The organism is uncultured Ruegeria sp. (assembly GCF_947489545.1).
Classification (GTDB): domain Bacteria; phylum Pseudomonadota; class Alphaproteobacteria; order Rhodobacterales; family Rhodobacteraceae; genus Ruegeria.
Window position 1 is genome coordinate 1 of sequence record NZ_CANLDZ010000028.1, and the last position, 16538, is coordinate 16538.

A 16538-nucleotide genomic window follows, 5' to 3' on the forward strand; every position below is an offset into this window, starting at 1 on the left:
CTGATACCACCGTCGTTTGAAGTTCTCGCGCGCAGAGTTTCCCCACTAAGTTCGGGCAAGGCATTTTCAAAGACAAATTCATACGAACTGTATTTGCCCGCATCGAATTGGTTGAAATCCAGGAATGTCAGTCCGGCCAGGTCGTAGACTGCGATGGGTAACTCTGTCTGTGCCTCAATAGCCGCCGCTGTTAGCTCCGGCGTCATCAGATCGGTGCCGCCGACGCCGGCGCGGGCCGCTTCCGGTGTCGCAATTGCGTTTAGCAGCTCCGACAGATCAGCCATGCCTTCGACCGTTACAACTCCAAACGCCTTGATGCACGGTAGCAGAGCCACACTTCGAGGTCGGGTTTCAGCCTCGATGCGCGGGGTGCCGTTCACACCATCGTCAGTATAACCATTGGTAGGGACGTCAAACGCCCCCTGATTGCCGCGATAACTGACGTTAGGGGTAGACGGCGATGACACGTTACCACCCCTGACAGTATGTCCGTGGCCCTGCAGGGCGTCTTCCTGCCATGAGCCGAACTCTCGGCCAGCGTCCACACCGCGGCCTCCATCCCATCCCCGGATAAATTCGGCCAGCAAATTCGGTAGGTAGGGATCGCCGTTTGCATCCGTTCCCCAACGACTACCATCGTCAATCAGCAGAGCGCGCAGGTCAGGATATAGCGGCGTGACCGCCGAACCGTCGACGGCCAGCCAGCCGGCCGGAGGGATCGGGGCTGTAAACCACATGACCGTACCCAGCGGTACCTTACCGGCGGCCTCCGAGGCACTTGTGGCGGCAGCTTGGGCTTGATCCGTGGCCGCTTGGGCTTGATCCTTTGCCACCCCAGCCTGTTCGGTTGCGGTCTCTCTAGCTGCAGTTGCGACGTTTCTAGCTTGAAGCGCGTCCTCGGCGTACCCCTGCGCCTGGGCAATCTCAGATGCGGTGGGGCCACCCTTCACGGTTCCATCTTTCCACATTAAGGCGGTGCCGTCCTGAATCGGTGCAATCTCGCCAAACTCAGGCGTCAGCGGACTAAACCGAAGCGACCGGCGTTCCTGTGCCTTTCGCTCCTGGGCGACCATGGTCATCCGGTCCGCCAGCCTCTCGTGTAATTCGGAGGGGAAATCACCGCTGCTGTAATCCACTAGCTGCAGCAACGCAGTGTCCCGGTAGAGCGTGACCTTTTCGCCAACAGCCGGCGCGCCACTGGTAATCTCGACGGTGCCGCCGCCGCTATCACCGGTTGCGTTGAGCGTCGGTGCGAACAGGGTTCCGTCCACTCGCAAGATCAGCGCGCGCAGATCCTCCGGCGCGTCGAAAGGCTTGTCGTAGGGAAACAGGACTGTGACTCCATCCCCGTCATGGGTGACAATAAAGTCATCGGTTTCTAGCGTCATGCGACCTCACTACTTTCCACTACCAATAGTAGTGTATGGTAGTGAAATACACCATGATACCCCAATCGGGCAAGCTTATTGGGAAATCGCGTTCCGGAAATCAGGCGCGCGACTGGGCAACCAGTCACCAGGCCCCCAGAATGAAGCATTCCCGTAGTTCTGGATGCGCCGGCGTTCCGCTTGTCGCCAGGCGCGCTCGGCTTCGGGATCCGCCAGTCGTTGCAGGTTGTCGAACAGGCCGCGCTGAAAGGCGTTTTTCCAATACCAGATGCCTGTCACCGGCGTGTTGTAGCGCAGGAAGTTCACCGTCTTTCGTCCGAAATGGTCATCCTGCCCAGCAGCGGCTTTAACGCCGGAGATACCCAGCGAGATCACATCGCCCGCCGCACCGGCAACGGGACCAGCCAGCGTCGATTCAATGCCGCCGCCAAATCGGTTGGCCTCAGATGACAGGAAGTCGCCGAATATCCCGAAGCCGCCACCCTGAAGGATTGCCGCGCCAAGGAACTTCGCGTCGTTCATCGGGCGCGGATCCCGGCCCTTCAGGATTTCTTTCATCTGCAGGCTGACCGCGCCCATGGCCGTGACGATCGCCATCATGGCCGTGCCATATGCGAACCGCGAATAGGGGCCATCAAAGGACATCAGTCGTCGTGTCTGGTTGAACAGCACCGATGCGCCAAAGGTCTTGTACATGAAGCCGGAACGCGCCAGTTCGCCGATCAGCGTTCCCGGCCGGGTCTGATCGAGCGCCAGCGCCTGACCTTCGAGAGACGCCGACGGCACCGCAAATTCCGTTTGTTCGTGGATCACGGACATGAGGCGGAACGCCAAATCCTCTGCCTGGTCTTCCGGTATGTCGGTGCGATAGCGCATTTCATGCGGGACCATGAAGGTTGCGCCGCCTTCGTCGTGCAGATCCGCGCGTCGGATCACGTCCCATTCGGCCGCCGTGAACCCGCGCCGCTCCAACACGGTGCGCAGGGGAGGGGACATGGCGTCCCAGCTGAACCGGGATTGATCCGCAAGATAGCCCATGAACTCCAACTGGAACGCATGACGGCCGGCCTCGGTCCATTTGGTCAGGCCAGAGGCCCGCATGACAAAATCCGACAAGCGCGCTGCGCGCTCTGGCGTGAAGGCTTCGCCCATGAACCGCGCCTGACCTGCGCCGACATTGGCCAGCTGGTCTGCAACCAGACCTTTGCGGATTGCGTTAGCGGGATCTCCGGCCAGCTCTTTGCCCAGGCGCGACATCACGCCGCCAAAGTCCATTCCGATCTTTCGCGCTGCGGCCCCCTGAAAACCTACATCCGTCACGGCCGACACCGCGGCCGATCCCAACTGAGCGGACACCAGAACCGCGCGCGTGCCGGCAAGGAACTCGCCAAGCCAGCCATTGACGGGCGCCTGCGCGGCCCCGCTGTGCAGATCCAGCATGGCCCGGGCTTTGCGTGCGGCCCGGCTGACCTGGCTAACAGAGGCGGAAGGCGTGTCCCAGGGCGTCTCCTGAGCGGCTTTCATGGCCGTTTGGGACAGGAAGGTCAGCCCGGCCTGCGGATTGGGCCCCAGCACGCGCATGGCCGCTGTGTCGCGCGCGTAGCCGTCCAGTGTGGTCACAATGTTCGTAAAGGGGTCTTCTGCCCCGTAAGCGTCGTTGTAGCGCATCCACGCCTCACCGTCGCGGAAGTGCAGCACACGGGATGCGTTGCGCGAATTCGCAACAGACAGGCCGCGCTCGTGAAACGACGCCTCACGCTTTGACCAGCCGTCGGTGGTGATGCTGTCAAACACTTCCTGAAGAAAAGCCTCAGCCCGCCCGCCTTTCGGTGGCCGGCTTCCTCCGATTGCAAAGGGCTGGTCTGTGTCAAAGTCGATGATTCGGGTCCAGTCCAGGTCTTCCCAAATCTGATCGCGCCAAGGCTCGAAATCGGCCGCGCGGATCTTCTCGGCACTGTGGTGCATCGGCAAGCCATAATTCTCGATCTTGCCGATGTCACCGCCCGCCGCGTTGAAATCCCGCCGCGCCCGATCGAGGACGCTCCGCACGGCCTCGGCCAACTCTCCGGCGGACGTGTCGCCGGACTTCTTTCCGAACAGTTCGTTGACCACGTTTGCCAGGCGCGCCTTGTTGCGCACGTTGCCCAACAGGTTGCGCCCGAAATTGGAAAGCACCTGATCCATTTCCGAGTGGTAGAACCCGCGCAGGGTCTTGGCCAAAGGATCGATCCCCTGAATCGGGCTGGTTTCATCCCCGGTGATGAAGATCCGCAGCGCGGCCGCCTGATTGGCTTGACCGTTCAATGTGCGGTGCTGGGCCATCAGCTGGGCATTGCGGCGGGCGGCCTGAATGCGCAACAGGTCCAGCCGCCTTTTGCGCTCGGATCGCCCGCGCATGATCTGCTTGACGTCTTCGGCGGCTTGCGCGTTGGCCGCATCCGGACCAATGCGCGGCTCGTAGTCATCGCGCAGGCGATTGAACAGTCGCTGTGCTTCTTCGGCGCGATCGCGGAACTGCGGTTCGCCCTCAGCTGCGTTGGTGAGGCAATCAAACAAGCTCATAGCGTCCCCTCAGAAGAATTTGAGAACTCTGGGTTGGGTAAGGTTGTATCCGAGCACGTACGGCCAAATCGCAGCGGTCCGTGCAAGTCTGATACGGCACCGCCAGCGTTGCCTAAACGTGGTCCCTGGCTTCCACCCGCCTCTCAGGGCCGAACGGTAAACACCGACTGCATAGAGCGTGTAGCAAGTTGCGAGAATGATAGCTGACATGATGTCTCCTTCATTTTGCTTTGCAGAAATCTAGCATTCTGTATTGCTAGATTGTGTCATCCAAATCCTTGCAGCCGCCGCACCAAAGCTCGCCATCTTCCGTGACCCAGACCGTTTCATTCACGACCAGACGCCCGCAGCCTTCACATAGCAGAACAGCCGGAATTGTTTTTTCCGATGCAGGCGGCAGGATTTCACCGGTCAAACCATCAGGATTTACAGGCATCCAACATCTCCAAGAATTCCTCATCCTCTTTGTGGTCGCTCAGCACATCGCGGATAGACACCAGCTCGGCCTCTCCGTTCACCTCACGCCCAGTCGGTATCTGCAGATCCTCGCCGGCATCGAGGCCGGCCAGAATATCGTTCTGTGCTGCCTCTGTCTGGTTGCGCACGGCTGGCGCGTCCGACGCCGGATCGTCAAAGGCGTCCGCTAAACGCCCCGCTTCGCTGCCTCCTGGTCCAGCGCTTTCATTCGCAAGACCATGCGGCGCTGGAGTGTCCGGGTTGCCTCCATCTGCGCCATCCAAGAGCCGACGGAGATTGCCTCCCTCAATTGCGTCTCGGACAATCCCGAGGAAATCTCTGACGCCGAACTGGATGCCGCCTCGCTGGGCTTTGCCGGCTGCGGCGTTGAGGGCGTCGTCGAGCGGTCCGGCCCGGTTGACGAGCTTTTCGATGAGGGCGAGCGCTGTTTCGTCTGTCGTGAGCCGCGCTTGGTTTGTTTGCGTCGTGAGGGCATTGCCAGCCTCCTTAATCCTGTCCTGCTCTTTGACCAGTGTTGCGAAAACCCGTTTATCCTGGCGCAGCTGCGACAAGGCCCGGGCCAACACTGCAGCCCGCTCTTTGAACAACGTTTGCTGCAGATCGAAATCGTCACCAAACAGGCTGTCCTGCGCGTTGGCGTCCCGCAGGGCGAGACCAGCCCGATAGGCGTCCTGTGCAATCTGGCGGGCTTCGGTCTGCGTCCGGGGCTTGGCCTGAATCAGCGTGCGCATGATCGCGTCCTGCATGTCGAAATCATCGGTGAGCTCGCCGACAAAGGCCGCGTGGGGTTCGTCGATCAGACGGTTGGTCACCATGTCGAAACTGTCATCAGACAGGCGCATCAGGCCGCGCGCATCCCGCGCCATCGAAGACCGCAGCGTGAGCTTCGCCAGCATTTCGGGATCCAGACGCAGAACCTTGGCGGCATCCACTGCCGAGGCGTTGCCGGCCTCGATGTTCTTGACCGCAGCAATGGCGCGCACATGCTCGATGCTGTAGCCGTCGGCCTCGCGCAGAACAAAGGCGTTGAAATCAATGGGCGCGTGACCGCTGGCCTGCAGGCGTCCCGCCAGATCAAGCCGGTGGTGGCCGTCGGCCACATAACGGGTGCCATCGAAACGCTCATGAATGATGAAATCACCCGCCAAGAGCTCGTCCCATTCCGTTACGCGAGACAGCGGATTGCCTACACCGCGCTCATCCACATTGGAGCGGAACTGGTATGTGTGCGGATCCGCGCGGACACCAGCTGAGGCAACCCGCGTCATGACAGGGGGCGGGCGCCCGTCGCTTTCATAGGTTTGGCCGCTCAGCACGCTTAGAACTGTGTCGCGATCGATGGTTGCCTTGTTCAGCCCGTCGCCGGCATGGAACGATTTACCGCCCGCCAACGGCAACGCTGCCCATTCCTGTGCCAGATTGTCGGCAAACTGATCGATGGTAATGTCTCCCGCCCGAAACGAAGAGAGGCCGCGGCGCTCCATCAGCGCCATTCCAAGCCGGTCCTGCAGGTTTTCGTCGAAGATCTCGGAGCCGGTCAGGCCTAGTTCCGCGCGCAGGCTGCGCAGAGTTTTGCGGATAATCTGGTATCCACCCGCCGCCGTGCTTTCCGCGCCGGCTGACCTGTTTGCGGTTTGCCAGGCGTCTACCTCGTCCAGCGTCATCTGGGTCAGCGGCTTTTCAGAGGCAATCACCGTGAAATCGCTGGGTGTGTCATAGCCGCCGCGCGCCTCGCTGTCTCGGATCAGACCGCCAAGACTGGCCTCAAGGCTCAGCTGCACATCGGGATCCGGCGCGCGGGCAGGGGCGGGGGCTTCCGGGCGCGGGCCCGCATCCTTCGGCGGTGTGGTCAGCCGCTCAACGCGCGCGGTATCGGGAGTTGGCACGTCAGTCGCAGGGGGAAGCCCGGCATCGATGTCCTGGATAGCTGCGTCGGTTTCGCGGAGCTGTTCAGCCGCACGCGATGACGGTCCAACATCCTGCTCTGCAATCTGCGCTTCCATACGATCCACTGCGGCGCGCTGCTCTGGCGTCAGATCCGACGCGCGCTTGCGCAGACGCGAAACAATGCGGCTGTTGGTGTAATCAACGGCCCGACCACCCAGTTGCAGCACCTTGCCACCACCTCGGATCGCAGCCGGAAAAGCAGCACCGGCTGCGCCAGCAAGGGCCAGCTGTGCCGGTACATTCGGGGCGGGCAAATCAAGCCGCTCGGCCATTTCAAACTGATCGGGCAGGGTGCCCGCTTCGCCCAGGATCGACAGGCCCGATTCCATCAACATGATCCGGCCCAGGCTGGCCTGCGTTCCCAGCCCCAGCGTTGCAATCGTCAGCGGTGCGTTGATTTCATCGGTGGCCGCAGTGCCCATCCGGCCCAGAAACTCGGGCACCATCCGGCCAAAGAACGTATCCGGTGCAAGGTCCAGAACCCTTTGAGCTTCGTCATACTCGGCTCTGAGTTCACCGTTGACCTGTGCCATAATTTCAGCGTGCGTGACGGGCTTACCCTCGAAAGCTTCGGGGTGCCGTTCGCGCGCTTGCAGGATGGCATCATAGATATTGGCCTCATGGCTTTGCAGGATAGAGTTTTGCAGATCTATCTGCTCTTGTGTCACCGCTGGCTGAAACGCAATGTCCGGATCCGGAATACCAAAACCAAGTTCTTTCGCCACAGCATATGCATCATTGCGATAGCCGGTGAACTGGCGATCCGTCAGAAACCAATAATCGGTCTCAATGGCTTCCTGAGTGGCTCCTGCACCGGCAATCTGACGGCTTGTGACATCTGGACCCGGGCGCAGCACATCACCCGCAACCAGACCTTCAGGATTGGGGATAAGCGGCTCGTCGGTCATTGCAACGCACCTTCGCGCAACTGCCCCAACACGGGCGGGTCTTTGCGGTCAGGCGGATTTCTCAAGAACGCCTCGGCCATCTTGTTCAGATCGACATAGAAGAACCCGTTATCGAGGCGCGGATCCTGATAGTATTCGATGCCACCCCGACGGGATGGCACCCCAACGCGATAGATCGAACCGTTAACCCATTGCAGAACAGCATCGTCCGGGAGCACCAGATCATCGCCCTCATGCGGCCCGTTGCCGCTGATCGATCCCGCCGCCCAATGCTCGGGCGTAGCCTCTGTCAAAAGACGCTCGGTGCTGTCCGCGTCCAGCGTTGACGGCAGGCGGGTATTGCGCCCATTGACCGGCTGGACGCCGCCAAAGGTCCGCCCGTTGAACGTGACCTGCCCCATGACCTTCTGCGCGGCCTCGCGCAGCAAGGACGTTTGCGCCCGCACGTCGTCCTGAGCCACGCGACCAGGTGCCATGGCAGCATAATAGGCTTTGGTTGCGGCAACCATTTCTTCACGCCGACCGCCGACGGCACCCAATACGCCGTCCAGTTCTTCCTCAAACACTGCCAGCGCATCTTCTCGCGGCACGCGCAATTCCTCGCCGGAATTCTGTGCGCGGTGACCTTTCAGGATGATGGCCGCAACATCCGTGTTGCCTGTCTCAATCACCAGCTGGCCCGCGTGACGAATGGTTGGATCTATGCCGTCCAACTCTCTGAACGCCGCGCCTGCAGCCGGACCCAGACCGGCAATCACGCTGGCCACAAAGGCAAGCTGATCCTGATCTGATCCCTCGGCCAGAAGATCCGCGTAATAGGATTTCTCATCATTGGTGAAGAACCGGCCGGGCGCGCCGTATTCATCCATCAACAGCTCACCCAGCGCCAAGCGGTCGTTGATGCTGTTCTGATCCCCCAGGTCAAGCTGACCGGCTCCTTCGAACCGTTGTTCAACGGCAAACGCGATCGGGTCCTTCGCCAGCGCCTGATTGGCCGCTTGGTCGATTTGCTCCAAGGTGGTCAGCCGTGCGCCGCCAATGGTGGCGTCATCGATGCTGATCCCTTTTTCGCGTTCCGCTGCCAGATGGGCCGCGCGTTCTTCTGGCGTGGCCTGGGCGAAACCGCCCAGGGTCTGGCTGGCCGAAATAGCGCCCTCAAGTGCAATTCCAAGATCCGACCCCCGCACGTCGTTGCGCAGCTCGTTCAACTCTTCCTGGTCAACCACGCCGCCGCGCACCAGAATACCACGCGCTGTGTCCACGCGCTTTTCCAGCTTCGAGCGCACTGCCTTGTCTTGCTGATCAGCCGCACGCTGTGCGACGGAAAGCTGCCTTTGCCGGTCAACTTCGTCCAAACCGTATGCGCCGGGCTCTGAAAGCTTTTCGGCCGCCATGGCCGGGTCTTGGTTGATGTCGCTGAGGACCAGGCCAAAGGACACATCGCGGTCCAGCGTTATGCGATAGCGTTCCGCATCTTCGGCCGTGATGTGACCAGCTTCCAACAGGCTGTCAATTGACGCCTGCGCGCGACCATAGGTTTCCCCGGCTTCCTCCGGACTGCCAGCGGTCGGAATGTAGTTTGCCGCAGCCCGCAACGTCCGGCCGAGCGTGGCGCGCGCGTGCGAACCCTCTAAAGCGTCCCGCCGCCTAAATACATTGGCCTCAGCCGCCACCTTGGCGCGCGCGAACTCCAACCCCATGCTGGATCGCGTTCTGTTTGTCCTCAGCCCGGACATGACCTGCTTGTGCAGACCTTTCAGGCGCGCCTCGTATCGGTCGGGCATGGTGGCAAAATCGGTATCGTCGGCCAACTCGCGGTTAATCTCGCCCAAGCCCTCGGTCATGGTCAGCCGCGCGTCGTTCATTTCGCGCTCTTGCGTGGCGCGCGCGAGAATTTCTCCGGCATTGGCAATGCCCGCCCCAAGGGCTTGGGTGCCGCTGTTGTCCCCGGCACGCTTAAGTGAGATTTGAGGCGTACCAGCTGGGCCAGGTGCGCGTGTTGTTGCCCGATAATCGCGGATCGTCATTACTGCATGGCCCCCAGGTCTGCGGCCATGACCGCAGCGCGGCTGAAGCCTTCCATTGCAGTCCCCAGACCACCCATGCGGCGCTGATAGGCCCCGATCGATGCCTCGTGTTCGCCGATCTGAGCGCCAACCCGGGTCATGTTGGCCCGGTTCTGCCCTTGTGTGATGATGTTAAGCTCATCAAGCTTGGCCTGGCGCGCTGCTTCCTGCGCCAGCAACAACCCGGTGCCGCTCGATGCCGACCCGCCATATGCGGCGAGATCCGACGTCAGGGCCCCGCGGAATTTCTCGAAGTCCCGCCGATGGCTTGCCACATCCGCCGTGGCTTGCCGCTCAATCTGGCGCGCCTGCGTGTTTTGCACATGCGTGTTAAACGCCGCCGCGTCTTCCATACTGTCCGCGGCCTTGAAGGCCCCGATCGTTGATATTACCGTTCCGGCTACCATAGCTAGGGGTGCTGCAAAGCCCATGTTCATATCTCGTATTCTGGGAAAATGCCCGTCACGTGCACGGGCCATGCCGTTGAGTTTCTGTATTCCAGCTGAGAACCCTCAGAAGACGGAGGATCTACCTGTTCAGGGCCCGATCGCAGTTCAGGCGCCTGATCCAAGGGACTGTCCCCCAGCCGCCAGACCGCCTCGGACTTACCGTCCATCACGACCTCACCACCCAGCGAGGCCCGGAACGCAATCGCAACATCTCGAATGCTCGGATCCCGGGACGTCTGGAAGTCTTCTCGAATACCAAGGTCAAACGGCAGAAGCTTGAAGCTGCTGGTGTAGGCGCGGCCAATCACAACGTGCTGTCCCGGGAAATTCAGCGTGACCTGCCCGCCCGTCACAGTGATCGGCGGGTGGCTTCTTCCATCGACCAGGGCAATCACCTGTTGGCCTTCAAGATGCTCCAGACCAGAAAACACCCCCGTTGGTGCCGCCTCATTGAAAACCTTTGCACCAAACAGATAGCGCGCGTCTTTGATGCTCTGGCCGCGTTCCGGCCGGAACCGGTCGAACATGCGTTCAATATGGACTTCGGTTACCCCATCGACGGTGCGGTCCACAGCCAGGAACAGTGTTTCCCGTTTGCCGCCATCAACCGGCGACAAGGCTATACTGCGCACAAACCCACCCATATTGTGCTGATGCCACGCCAGCACGTTTTGCTCAGGCACAAAGGTGAGCCCGCCCAAACGCCCATTCGCCAGCAGACACCAGAACACCGGCCAGGGGCGGCGCTGAAACACCATCTGCACCACGCCTTGGCCCAGAATGTGGCTCGCAAACAGCGAATAGTGTTTCTCGTCCCAGTCATCCTTGCGGAAATCATAAGTCATGCCGCGCAGTTCGGTCAGGCTAGCATCCACGAAAATGATTGAGCCGTTAACCGCGATCCCGGGGATTTCACTCGTGCCTTGGTTGGTGGCGGTCTCCGTGATCAGATTGTTCACGCGCGCCACATCACCAGACTGATCGGGGCGGGCAAGCCATTCTGGCCCGTCGGTGCCAATCGCAAGAACTTTTGCGGGCGTGAGCCAACGCACGGCGCTTGATTCCTCGCCGTAAAGACCACGCGCAAGGGCGCTGTCGTCCTTCACGCCGAGTTCCCAATCATCGAAGCCGTCATTCGCAGATTTCCAGATGACAGATGGTTGTTTTGCAGATCCGCCCGCCCACAGCGCGCGCTTGTAAAGCGCCCCTGCCAGCGGGTATCCGTTCACATCTGACCAGGCGCCCTCGGACCATTTGGACACACCGGATAGCGCCCGCTCGGGAAGCCGGAGCACCACGTTTGCAGTAACGGTTGTGCTATTGGTGAAGCTCGTAATCCGGACGATCCCATAACCGGAATGCAGGTATTGCCAGACAACCGCATTGGATTTAACGCTGTCGGCCTGCCGGCCTTCCAAATGGCCCGGCGGGTTGCCCGTGGTTGTGCCACCCCTGGTGCAGCGATACACGTTGCCGTTATAACGCGCCGTATCGTTCACAGATACGGCCTCGCCTGCAGCCCACCTTCCTGTCTGCGAAAAGTCATCTTCCTGGATTTTGAAATACGCCCCGACATGCCCGGCCTGGAATAGTGCCCTGCTGGCCGTCAGCGTAATTCCTCCCCCGCTAACGGCTGACGCGGTGATGGTGAGGCTCGTGTCAAAGTTCTGGTCCAGAAATGGCCCGTTTCGAACGGCGGCATCGACCAGATCGAAAGAGAATACCCCCGGCGACTGCTCGCTGCGCTGCAGTTCCTTCACCCGTTTGCCCGAGAAAATCCACTGCACATCATTGGATTGCGCCATCTGCAGAAAAATCAGGTCATCATCGACGTAAGGCGTCGCAACCTCCTCAAACGCCGCCGCGTCATCCGCCTTGCGCACACGCGCGATCTGATCCTGGTACTCGACAAGGTAGGACGCCGCGCGCGACGCCTTGAACGTACCCAGCCGGATTGCGCCGTTTGTTTTGGCCTTTGCTATGAATTCGGTGCCGGGTATGCGCTCGATGCCGCCTTGCGGCCGCACGATGAAGTTGCGGATCTCGGCCGCACCGTTGACGACCTGCAGGATGTCCGACGAATACCACAGGTCTTCGTTGATTTCGCCCCCGGCCAGCGACCTCTTGGCAACGCGCATTCCCATCAGCGCGGCCTTCGCGCAGCCGCCCAGCTGCCCCGGTCCTCAGTTTTGGGCGGCGAGTTTTCCATGGCATCGGCCAAGCGCGCGTCACGACGTAGCTCCTTACGTTCCGAGCGCAGGTCGCGCCGGCGGCGTTTGATTTCGTCAGTGCCAAGTTTGTTGATTAGGGACAGTGCGATATCAATTGCCAGCATTTCGGCAAAGATGGGGTCAAACTGGCTGCCGTCCTCGATCCGGGCAACGTAGCTGATTGAAATTGGTGGGGTCGCTGCAATATAGACCTCACGCCCGACCACCTGGCGCTTGATGTCCGGTTCAACTTTCCAGAGTTTTTCGCAGTAGGGCAGGGCGCCCCCGGCCGGCAAGATGCATTTGTGGGAGTAACCGAAAACCGGTGTCTCCAGTGCTTCGCCAGGCAGGCTGGCAAAGCGCATGGCAAAGTTCCAAGGGTAGGTCCGCAAAAGCTTGTTGCGCAACCTAGGATACCGGGACTTCAAAAGCCTGGCATTGGTGCGGGTCGTATCGTCAAAGGTTGTGATCGAGTCCCGCCCCAGATGCACTAGCGCCGCCGATGCGATTTCTACCTCAGAACTTGCCATGCGCCCGGCCTCACTCGGTGATGTAGACCAGATCGACGGCAACGCTGCCGTCCGCGGTTGCGGCCGTCTTCAGCATCAGAAAGACCGACATTTCCTTTTGTGGGTCTTTCGCTAGCCCGGCCAGCTTCCACAGCGGTTCGCTGATCAACGCCGGCGTGATTGCCGGTGCGGCGTCAGACGTTGCTGTTGCGGTCAGGTTCACCCCATCCGCGAGACAATCGGGATTGTCGGACACGCCCAGATCCACATCGGTCAGGCCGGTAATGCCGGTCGAATGGAGTTTTGACAGGTTGTGGATCCGCGCGTGCGATGGCAGGCGCGCCACCTCATACGTGGATTCCGGGCTGTCACCCGCCGTAACGGCTGCAACAAAGCAGGACGTGCGCAAGACACCGTGGTTGATGGTGACCGGCGCTTTGCTCGGCTTTGCTGCGTTGAGATCCGGCATCAGTGCCGCGAGATTGTTTACTACAGCCATTGGACTGTTCCTTTTTCACAGTTTCAGGAAAGGGCGCTTCGGGCATTCGTTGTGATGCCCGAAGCAAGCAGCTAGTTAGGCCGGCAAAGCTTCTTCGTTGCAGAGAACCTTGATCACGCGGCCCTCTTCGGTGCGGATCGCGCCGTAACGCGCCTCACAGAACAGCTGCACGGTGTAGTTCTTATCCGACCGCTCGCTGATCTTGACCGTCGGTTCCAGCCAGGGCTGCACCGCGACACCTGACTGAACCCAGATCGGCATTTCGACAAAGCTGATGTTGCCAATCTTGACCTTGTTGAGACGAGTCGAGATGAACACCTGCATGCCCAGGAACTGGGTGACGCGGCCTTTTTCGATCACGCCGCCCATCTTCTCGAAGTCTTTGTTTTTGACCTCTTGGAAGTTGCGCATCAAACGCTCCTGACGTGGCGTGACCGCCATCCAGGGCATCTCTTCGTCAAGATCGACCTCGGCAGTGTGGAACATCTCGATCGCGGCATCGATCTTGGTGCGGTTGATACCGCTGTTGTTACCGCCTTCGTTCTGGTCGATTACATGCGCCGGATCGAAGGTGATCACCTTGTCCTTGTCCTTGCCGCCCACGACGTCGCGGAAGAAGGCCGGAACAACGATCTTGCCGTCCAGCGCCCGGTTCTGTGCCGCGATGATCGAAGCCGTCAGATCGTTTGACGGATCTGCCAGCATCGACAGCTTGTCGGTGGTGGTGACCGGAACGGTTACCCGCACTGAAATCGGGAAGGCCCAGCGGGGCATCATGTTGGGATGCGTCCACTTGGTATCGCCCAGATCATCGCCGCCAACTTCGGCTTCAAACGGCAGGATGTGATCGACAACCTGGGCGCCGTCAGCCTTGACCGGTTTCGCCCATTTCACCTTGTCGCGGAAACGGGCCTTCTTTTGCTGCAGGGCCAGTTCATAGCCAACAACAAAATCGTCGGCGTAGCCCTCATATTTTGAATTGTCTGACATCCTGTATAACTCCCTGAATGCCGTTGATCGGGTTCGGCGACAGGGGCGGCCAGCTGATGCTAGACCCTATCTTCACACCGGAACGCGGTGTGCGGCGTCCAGTCTCTCCCGGTGTCTGCCGAGCCTGCTGGAACACTGTGGTGATCGTGGCAGGGCAGTCGGCACAACCTTTTAACTACAAAAAGTAGTAAAAAACAACCCAGCTTTTCCAAAGAAAAAACCCGGCACAAGGCCGGGTCTCTGTCGGGGGATTGGGAGTGGATCAGATGATTCTGTTGCCGATAGCTTCAAGAAACGCGGATTGCAGACGCTTGTCGGTGATGCGGAGCACAATGCAGGGCAAGATCGCTCCGTCCTCATCCTGTTCAATCAACGCCACAACCTCGTCACACAGTGCATTTGCGCGGTCCATGACATTCGCTCCATTCAAACCCAGCACCACCGCATCAACCTTGGCCAACACAGAGTTGACTGACAGTTCGGAAGAACCCACAAGCCTTAGAGCCGTTGCCTCATGCATAAACCGTATCCCAATATGTTGCTGCGTTTCTAGCTTTCTGTACTAGAATTAGTATTGGAAGCTGACGCCATGTCAACCTATGAGAGAAGTTGTCCACAGATTTCACTCGCGACCAACAGCCCCCCGTCCGGCCCGCTTTTTAAGGCGTTGGAACTCGGCAAAGGCAGTCTCATGTTCCGGATGATCGTGCTGAGTCAATGCCTTAGCATTGCGCGACTGGAAGTCATTCAGTTCCTTTTGCGCCTGCTCTCGTGACGTTGACTCAAGACCACCGCGGCCACCGCCTTTAAGCGTGTCGTTTCCGCGTACCTCTGCCAGCTCGAACAAAATCTTGGTGAGCTCAAGGGAACCGGCCACTTTACCCACCCGCAGCGCCTCAATCTTGGCTTCGTCCAGGCCGCTTTCCGCACCGACTTCAAGAGCGGCTTTCAGGTTCTGGTCGTAATCGTTGCCCCAGTCCCTCTGCAGGGTGGACGTCATATTCGCCTCGTCGTGAACCGCTTCCTGGCTGAACGCCCGCGCGTCGTTGCCGGTCTCCTGCGCATAGAGGTCCAACACGCCCTTGACCTGCGCCGGCGTCAGGTTCATTTCGTGCAGGCTGCCCATCACGCGATTGTGCCGGTCATCATCGTACTGAATCAGACCCTCGGTGTCTTCGCCGAAATCGGGTCGCTCGATCCCGTAATCCTCCGGATTCTCCGGAACACCCAGACGCTTTGCAAGACCGCTTTCCTTCAGCCAGTTTGCGTGCTTTTCCGGATCATCGGGCGGGCCGGAGATCTTGTCGCCCCGGATCATGCCTTCAGCCGCACGCAGGGATTTCAGAACCTTGCGCGGGTTGTCGAACTTCTTGTTGTCCAGGTACTCCTTTTCTTCGTCGCTGATGTCCTCGGCGAACCAGGCATAAGGGTTATCACCCCCGCCGGCCGGCGGGGGCTCGTTCCCGGCCGGGGGCGTGTTGTCATCCGTTCCGCCAGCACCGCCGCCGGCGTCAGGTTCTTCAAAACAGATCATTGCGTTGAGGATAAGGAAGGGATTGAAAAGCTGAAAACGGTTCATGGGTCATTCTCCTTGGGTACGGCGTAAAGGTTCAGATCCAGCCCAGCCTCTGCGCACTGGACCAGAAACAGCCCGGCCATGCGCTTGCCTTCGTTGATCAGCGTCTGATCACGGCTGCCTTTGACCGGGTGGGTTGTGTTGGCGAGATGCCAGGCAATCGCCAGAAAGGCGCGCGTGGGCCGATGGTCCAGCACGCCAGCGAGGTTTAGGCGCACGGCTTCTGCAGTCTCATCGTCGCAATTCAAGGTGTCCTTGATGAGCCACTTTGCGCCTTTCGGGGTGCCGGTCATCGCGGCACCCGTTCAATTGCTGTGGAACCCATCAGCTGGGCCCGTGCGCCGGGTTCCTCAAAGCACGCGCGGGTAACCGCACCCTCGATCGCGGCTTCCCGCATCCGCAGGATGCGCTGCAGGGCCATCATGTTGTGCGGGTTCGGTGTCTGGCCGCCGTCCATCACGCACCGCCTTCCACGATGTACCAGTCATCGGCCATGACATCGCCCATGGACGGTTGCCAGACACCGATTGAGCCATCGGGTTGTTTGAGATCGATGTGAGGCCGGTAATCCACGCCGGTCCCTTCGCCAAGAATCGACAACAGCGGCTCACGGTTCACCTTGAAATGCGACCCGGACACCAGAAAGACAAACATATCCTTGCCGTTCCAGCCTTTACGGGCGAGGCGCTTGCCTTCCTTGATTGCCTGCAGAGCATGTCCGAAATTCATGCAGTCAATCGGCGTGTAAGCCGGATCGAACGCGGTTTTCGGGGACCAGGTGATGTACCCGGTGTGATCCGGATGGTTGCCCTTGCCGCCGTCCAGGTACTCGACAAGATAGCCCTCTTCGGTGGCGCGCTCATCATCCGGCAAATCCCAGCCGCGATAGTCGTTGTATCGCCCGCGCGTCATGGGCGTGGCTTTGACTTTCTTGGTGCCATAGTAGGTCTGATCCAT

15 protein-coding genes are annotated in these 16538 nt (G+C 60.0%); all 15 read right to left on the reverse strand.

Going from position 1 to position 16538, the window contains the following annotated elements; genetic code table 11:
• Nucleotides 1-1388, reverse strand: a 1388-nt coding sequence (locus Q1B13_RS23995) for a phage tail protein (protein ID WP_299800618.1), incomplete at its 3' end; no start/stop codon positions are given.
• A 75-nt stretch (nt 1389-1463) separates the two neighbouring features.
• The gene (locus Q1B13_RS24000) at nt 1464-3950 is read right to left on the reverse strand and encodes a hypothetical protein (protein ID WP_299085084.1); all 2487 of its coding nucleotides are present in this window, start codon (nt 3948-3950) and stop codon (nt 1464-1466) included.
• Nucleotides 3951-4206: 256 nt separating this feature from the next.
• Nucleotides 4207-4386 (reverse strand): hypothetical protein, encoded by a 180-nt coding sequence (locus tag Q1B13_RS24005; RefSeq protein WP_299085081.1) that lies wholly within the window; start codon nt 4384-4386, stop codon nt 4207-4209.
• Entirely contained in the window at nt 4370-7282 is a 2913-nt protein-coding gene (locus tag Q1B13_RS24010; RefSeq protein WP_299085078.1) for a hypothetical protein, read from the reverse strand. The genes Q1B13_RS24005 and Q1B13_RS24010 overlap by 17 nt, the downstream gene beginning before the upstream one ends.
• Nucleotides 7279-9309 carry a hypothetical protein gene (locus Q1B13_RS24015; protein WP_299085075.1) on the reverse strand — a complete coding sequence of 677 codons (2031 nt, stop codon included), beginning with the start codon at nt 9307-9309 and terminating at the stop codon, nt 7279-7281. Before Q1B13_RS24015 ends, Q1B13_RS24010 begins: the two co-directional genes overlap by 4 nt.
• On the reverse strand, nt 9309-9827 hold the full coding sequence (locus tag Q1B13_RS24020; RefSeq protein WP_299800621.1) for a hypothetical protein: 519 nt from the start codon (nt 9825-9827) through the stop codon (nt 9309-9311). Before Q1B13_RS24020 ends, Q1B13_RS24015 begins: the two co-directional genes overlap by 1 nt.
• Nucleotides 9782-11941 carry a hypothetical protein gene (locus Q1B13_RS24025; RefSeq protein ID WP_299085069.1) on the reverse strand — a complete coding sequence of 720 codons (2160 nt, stop codon included), beginning with the start codon at nt 11939-11941 and terminating at the stop codon, nt 9782-9784. The genes Q1B13_RS24020 and Q1B13_RS24025 overlap by 46 nt, the downstream gene beginning before the upstream one ends.
• Nucleotides 11941-12537, reverse strand: coding sequence for a hypothetical protein (locus Q1B13_RS24030; protein WP_299085066.1), 597 nt, complete (start codon nt 12535-12537; stop codon nt 11941-11943). Before Q1B13_RS24030 ends, Q1B13_RS24025 begins: the two co-directional genes overlap by 1 nt.
• Before the next feature lie 10 nt (nt 12538-12547).
• The gene (locus Q1B13_RS24035) at nt 12548-13015 is read right to left on the reverse strand and encodes a hypothetical protein (protein WP_299085063.1); all 468 of its coding nucleotides are present in this window, start codon (nt 13013-13015) and stop codon (nt 12548-12550) included.
• A 75-nt stretch (nt 13016-13090) separates the two neighbouring features.
• Nucleotides 13091-14005 carry a phage capsid protein gene (locus tag Q1B13_RS24040; RefSeq protein ID WP_299085060.1) on the reverse strand — a complete coding sequence of 305 codons (915 nt, stop codon included), beginning with the start codon at nt 14003-14005 and terminating at the stop codon, nt 13091-13093.
• Between the two features lie 262 nt (nt 14006-14267).
• Nucleotides 14268-14525, reverse strand: coding sequence for a hypothetical protein (locus tag Q1B13_RS24045; protein ID WP_299085058.1), 258 nt, complete (start codon nt 14523-14525; stop codon nt 14268-14270).
• A gap of 102 nt (nt 14526-14627) precedes the next feature.
• Nucleotides 14628-15584, reverse strand: a complete 957-nt coding sequence (locus Q1B13_RS24050; protein WP_299800625.1) for a hypothetical protein — start codon at nt 15582-15584, stop codon at nt 14628-14630.
• The gene (locus tag Q1B13_RS24055) at nt 15581-15874 is read right to left on the reverse strand and encodes a hypothetical protein (protein WP_299085188.1); all 294 of its coding nucleotides are present in this window, start codon (nt 15872-15874) and stop codon (nt 15581-15583) included. Before Q1B13_RS24055 ends, Q1B13_RS24050 begins: the two co-directional genes overlap by 4 nt.
• Entirely contained in the window at nt 15871-16038 is a 168-nt protein-coding gene (locus Q1B13_RS24060; RefSeq protein WP_299085185.1) for a hypothetical protein, read from the reverse strand. Before Q1B13_RS24060 ends, Q1B13_RS24055 begins: the two co-directional genes overlap by 4 nt.
• On the reverse strand, nt 16038-16538 hold the full coding sequence (locus Q1B13_RS24065) for a DUF2829 domain-containing protein (protein ID WP_299085182.1): 501 nt from the start codon (nt 16536-16538) through the stop codon (nt 16038-16040). Before Q1B13_RS24065 ends, Q1B13_RS24060 begins: the two co-directional genes overlap by 1 nt.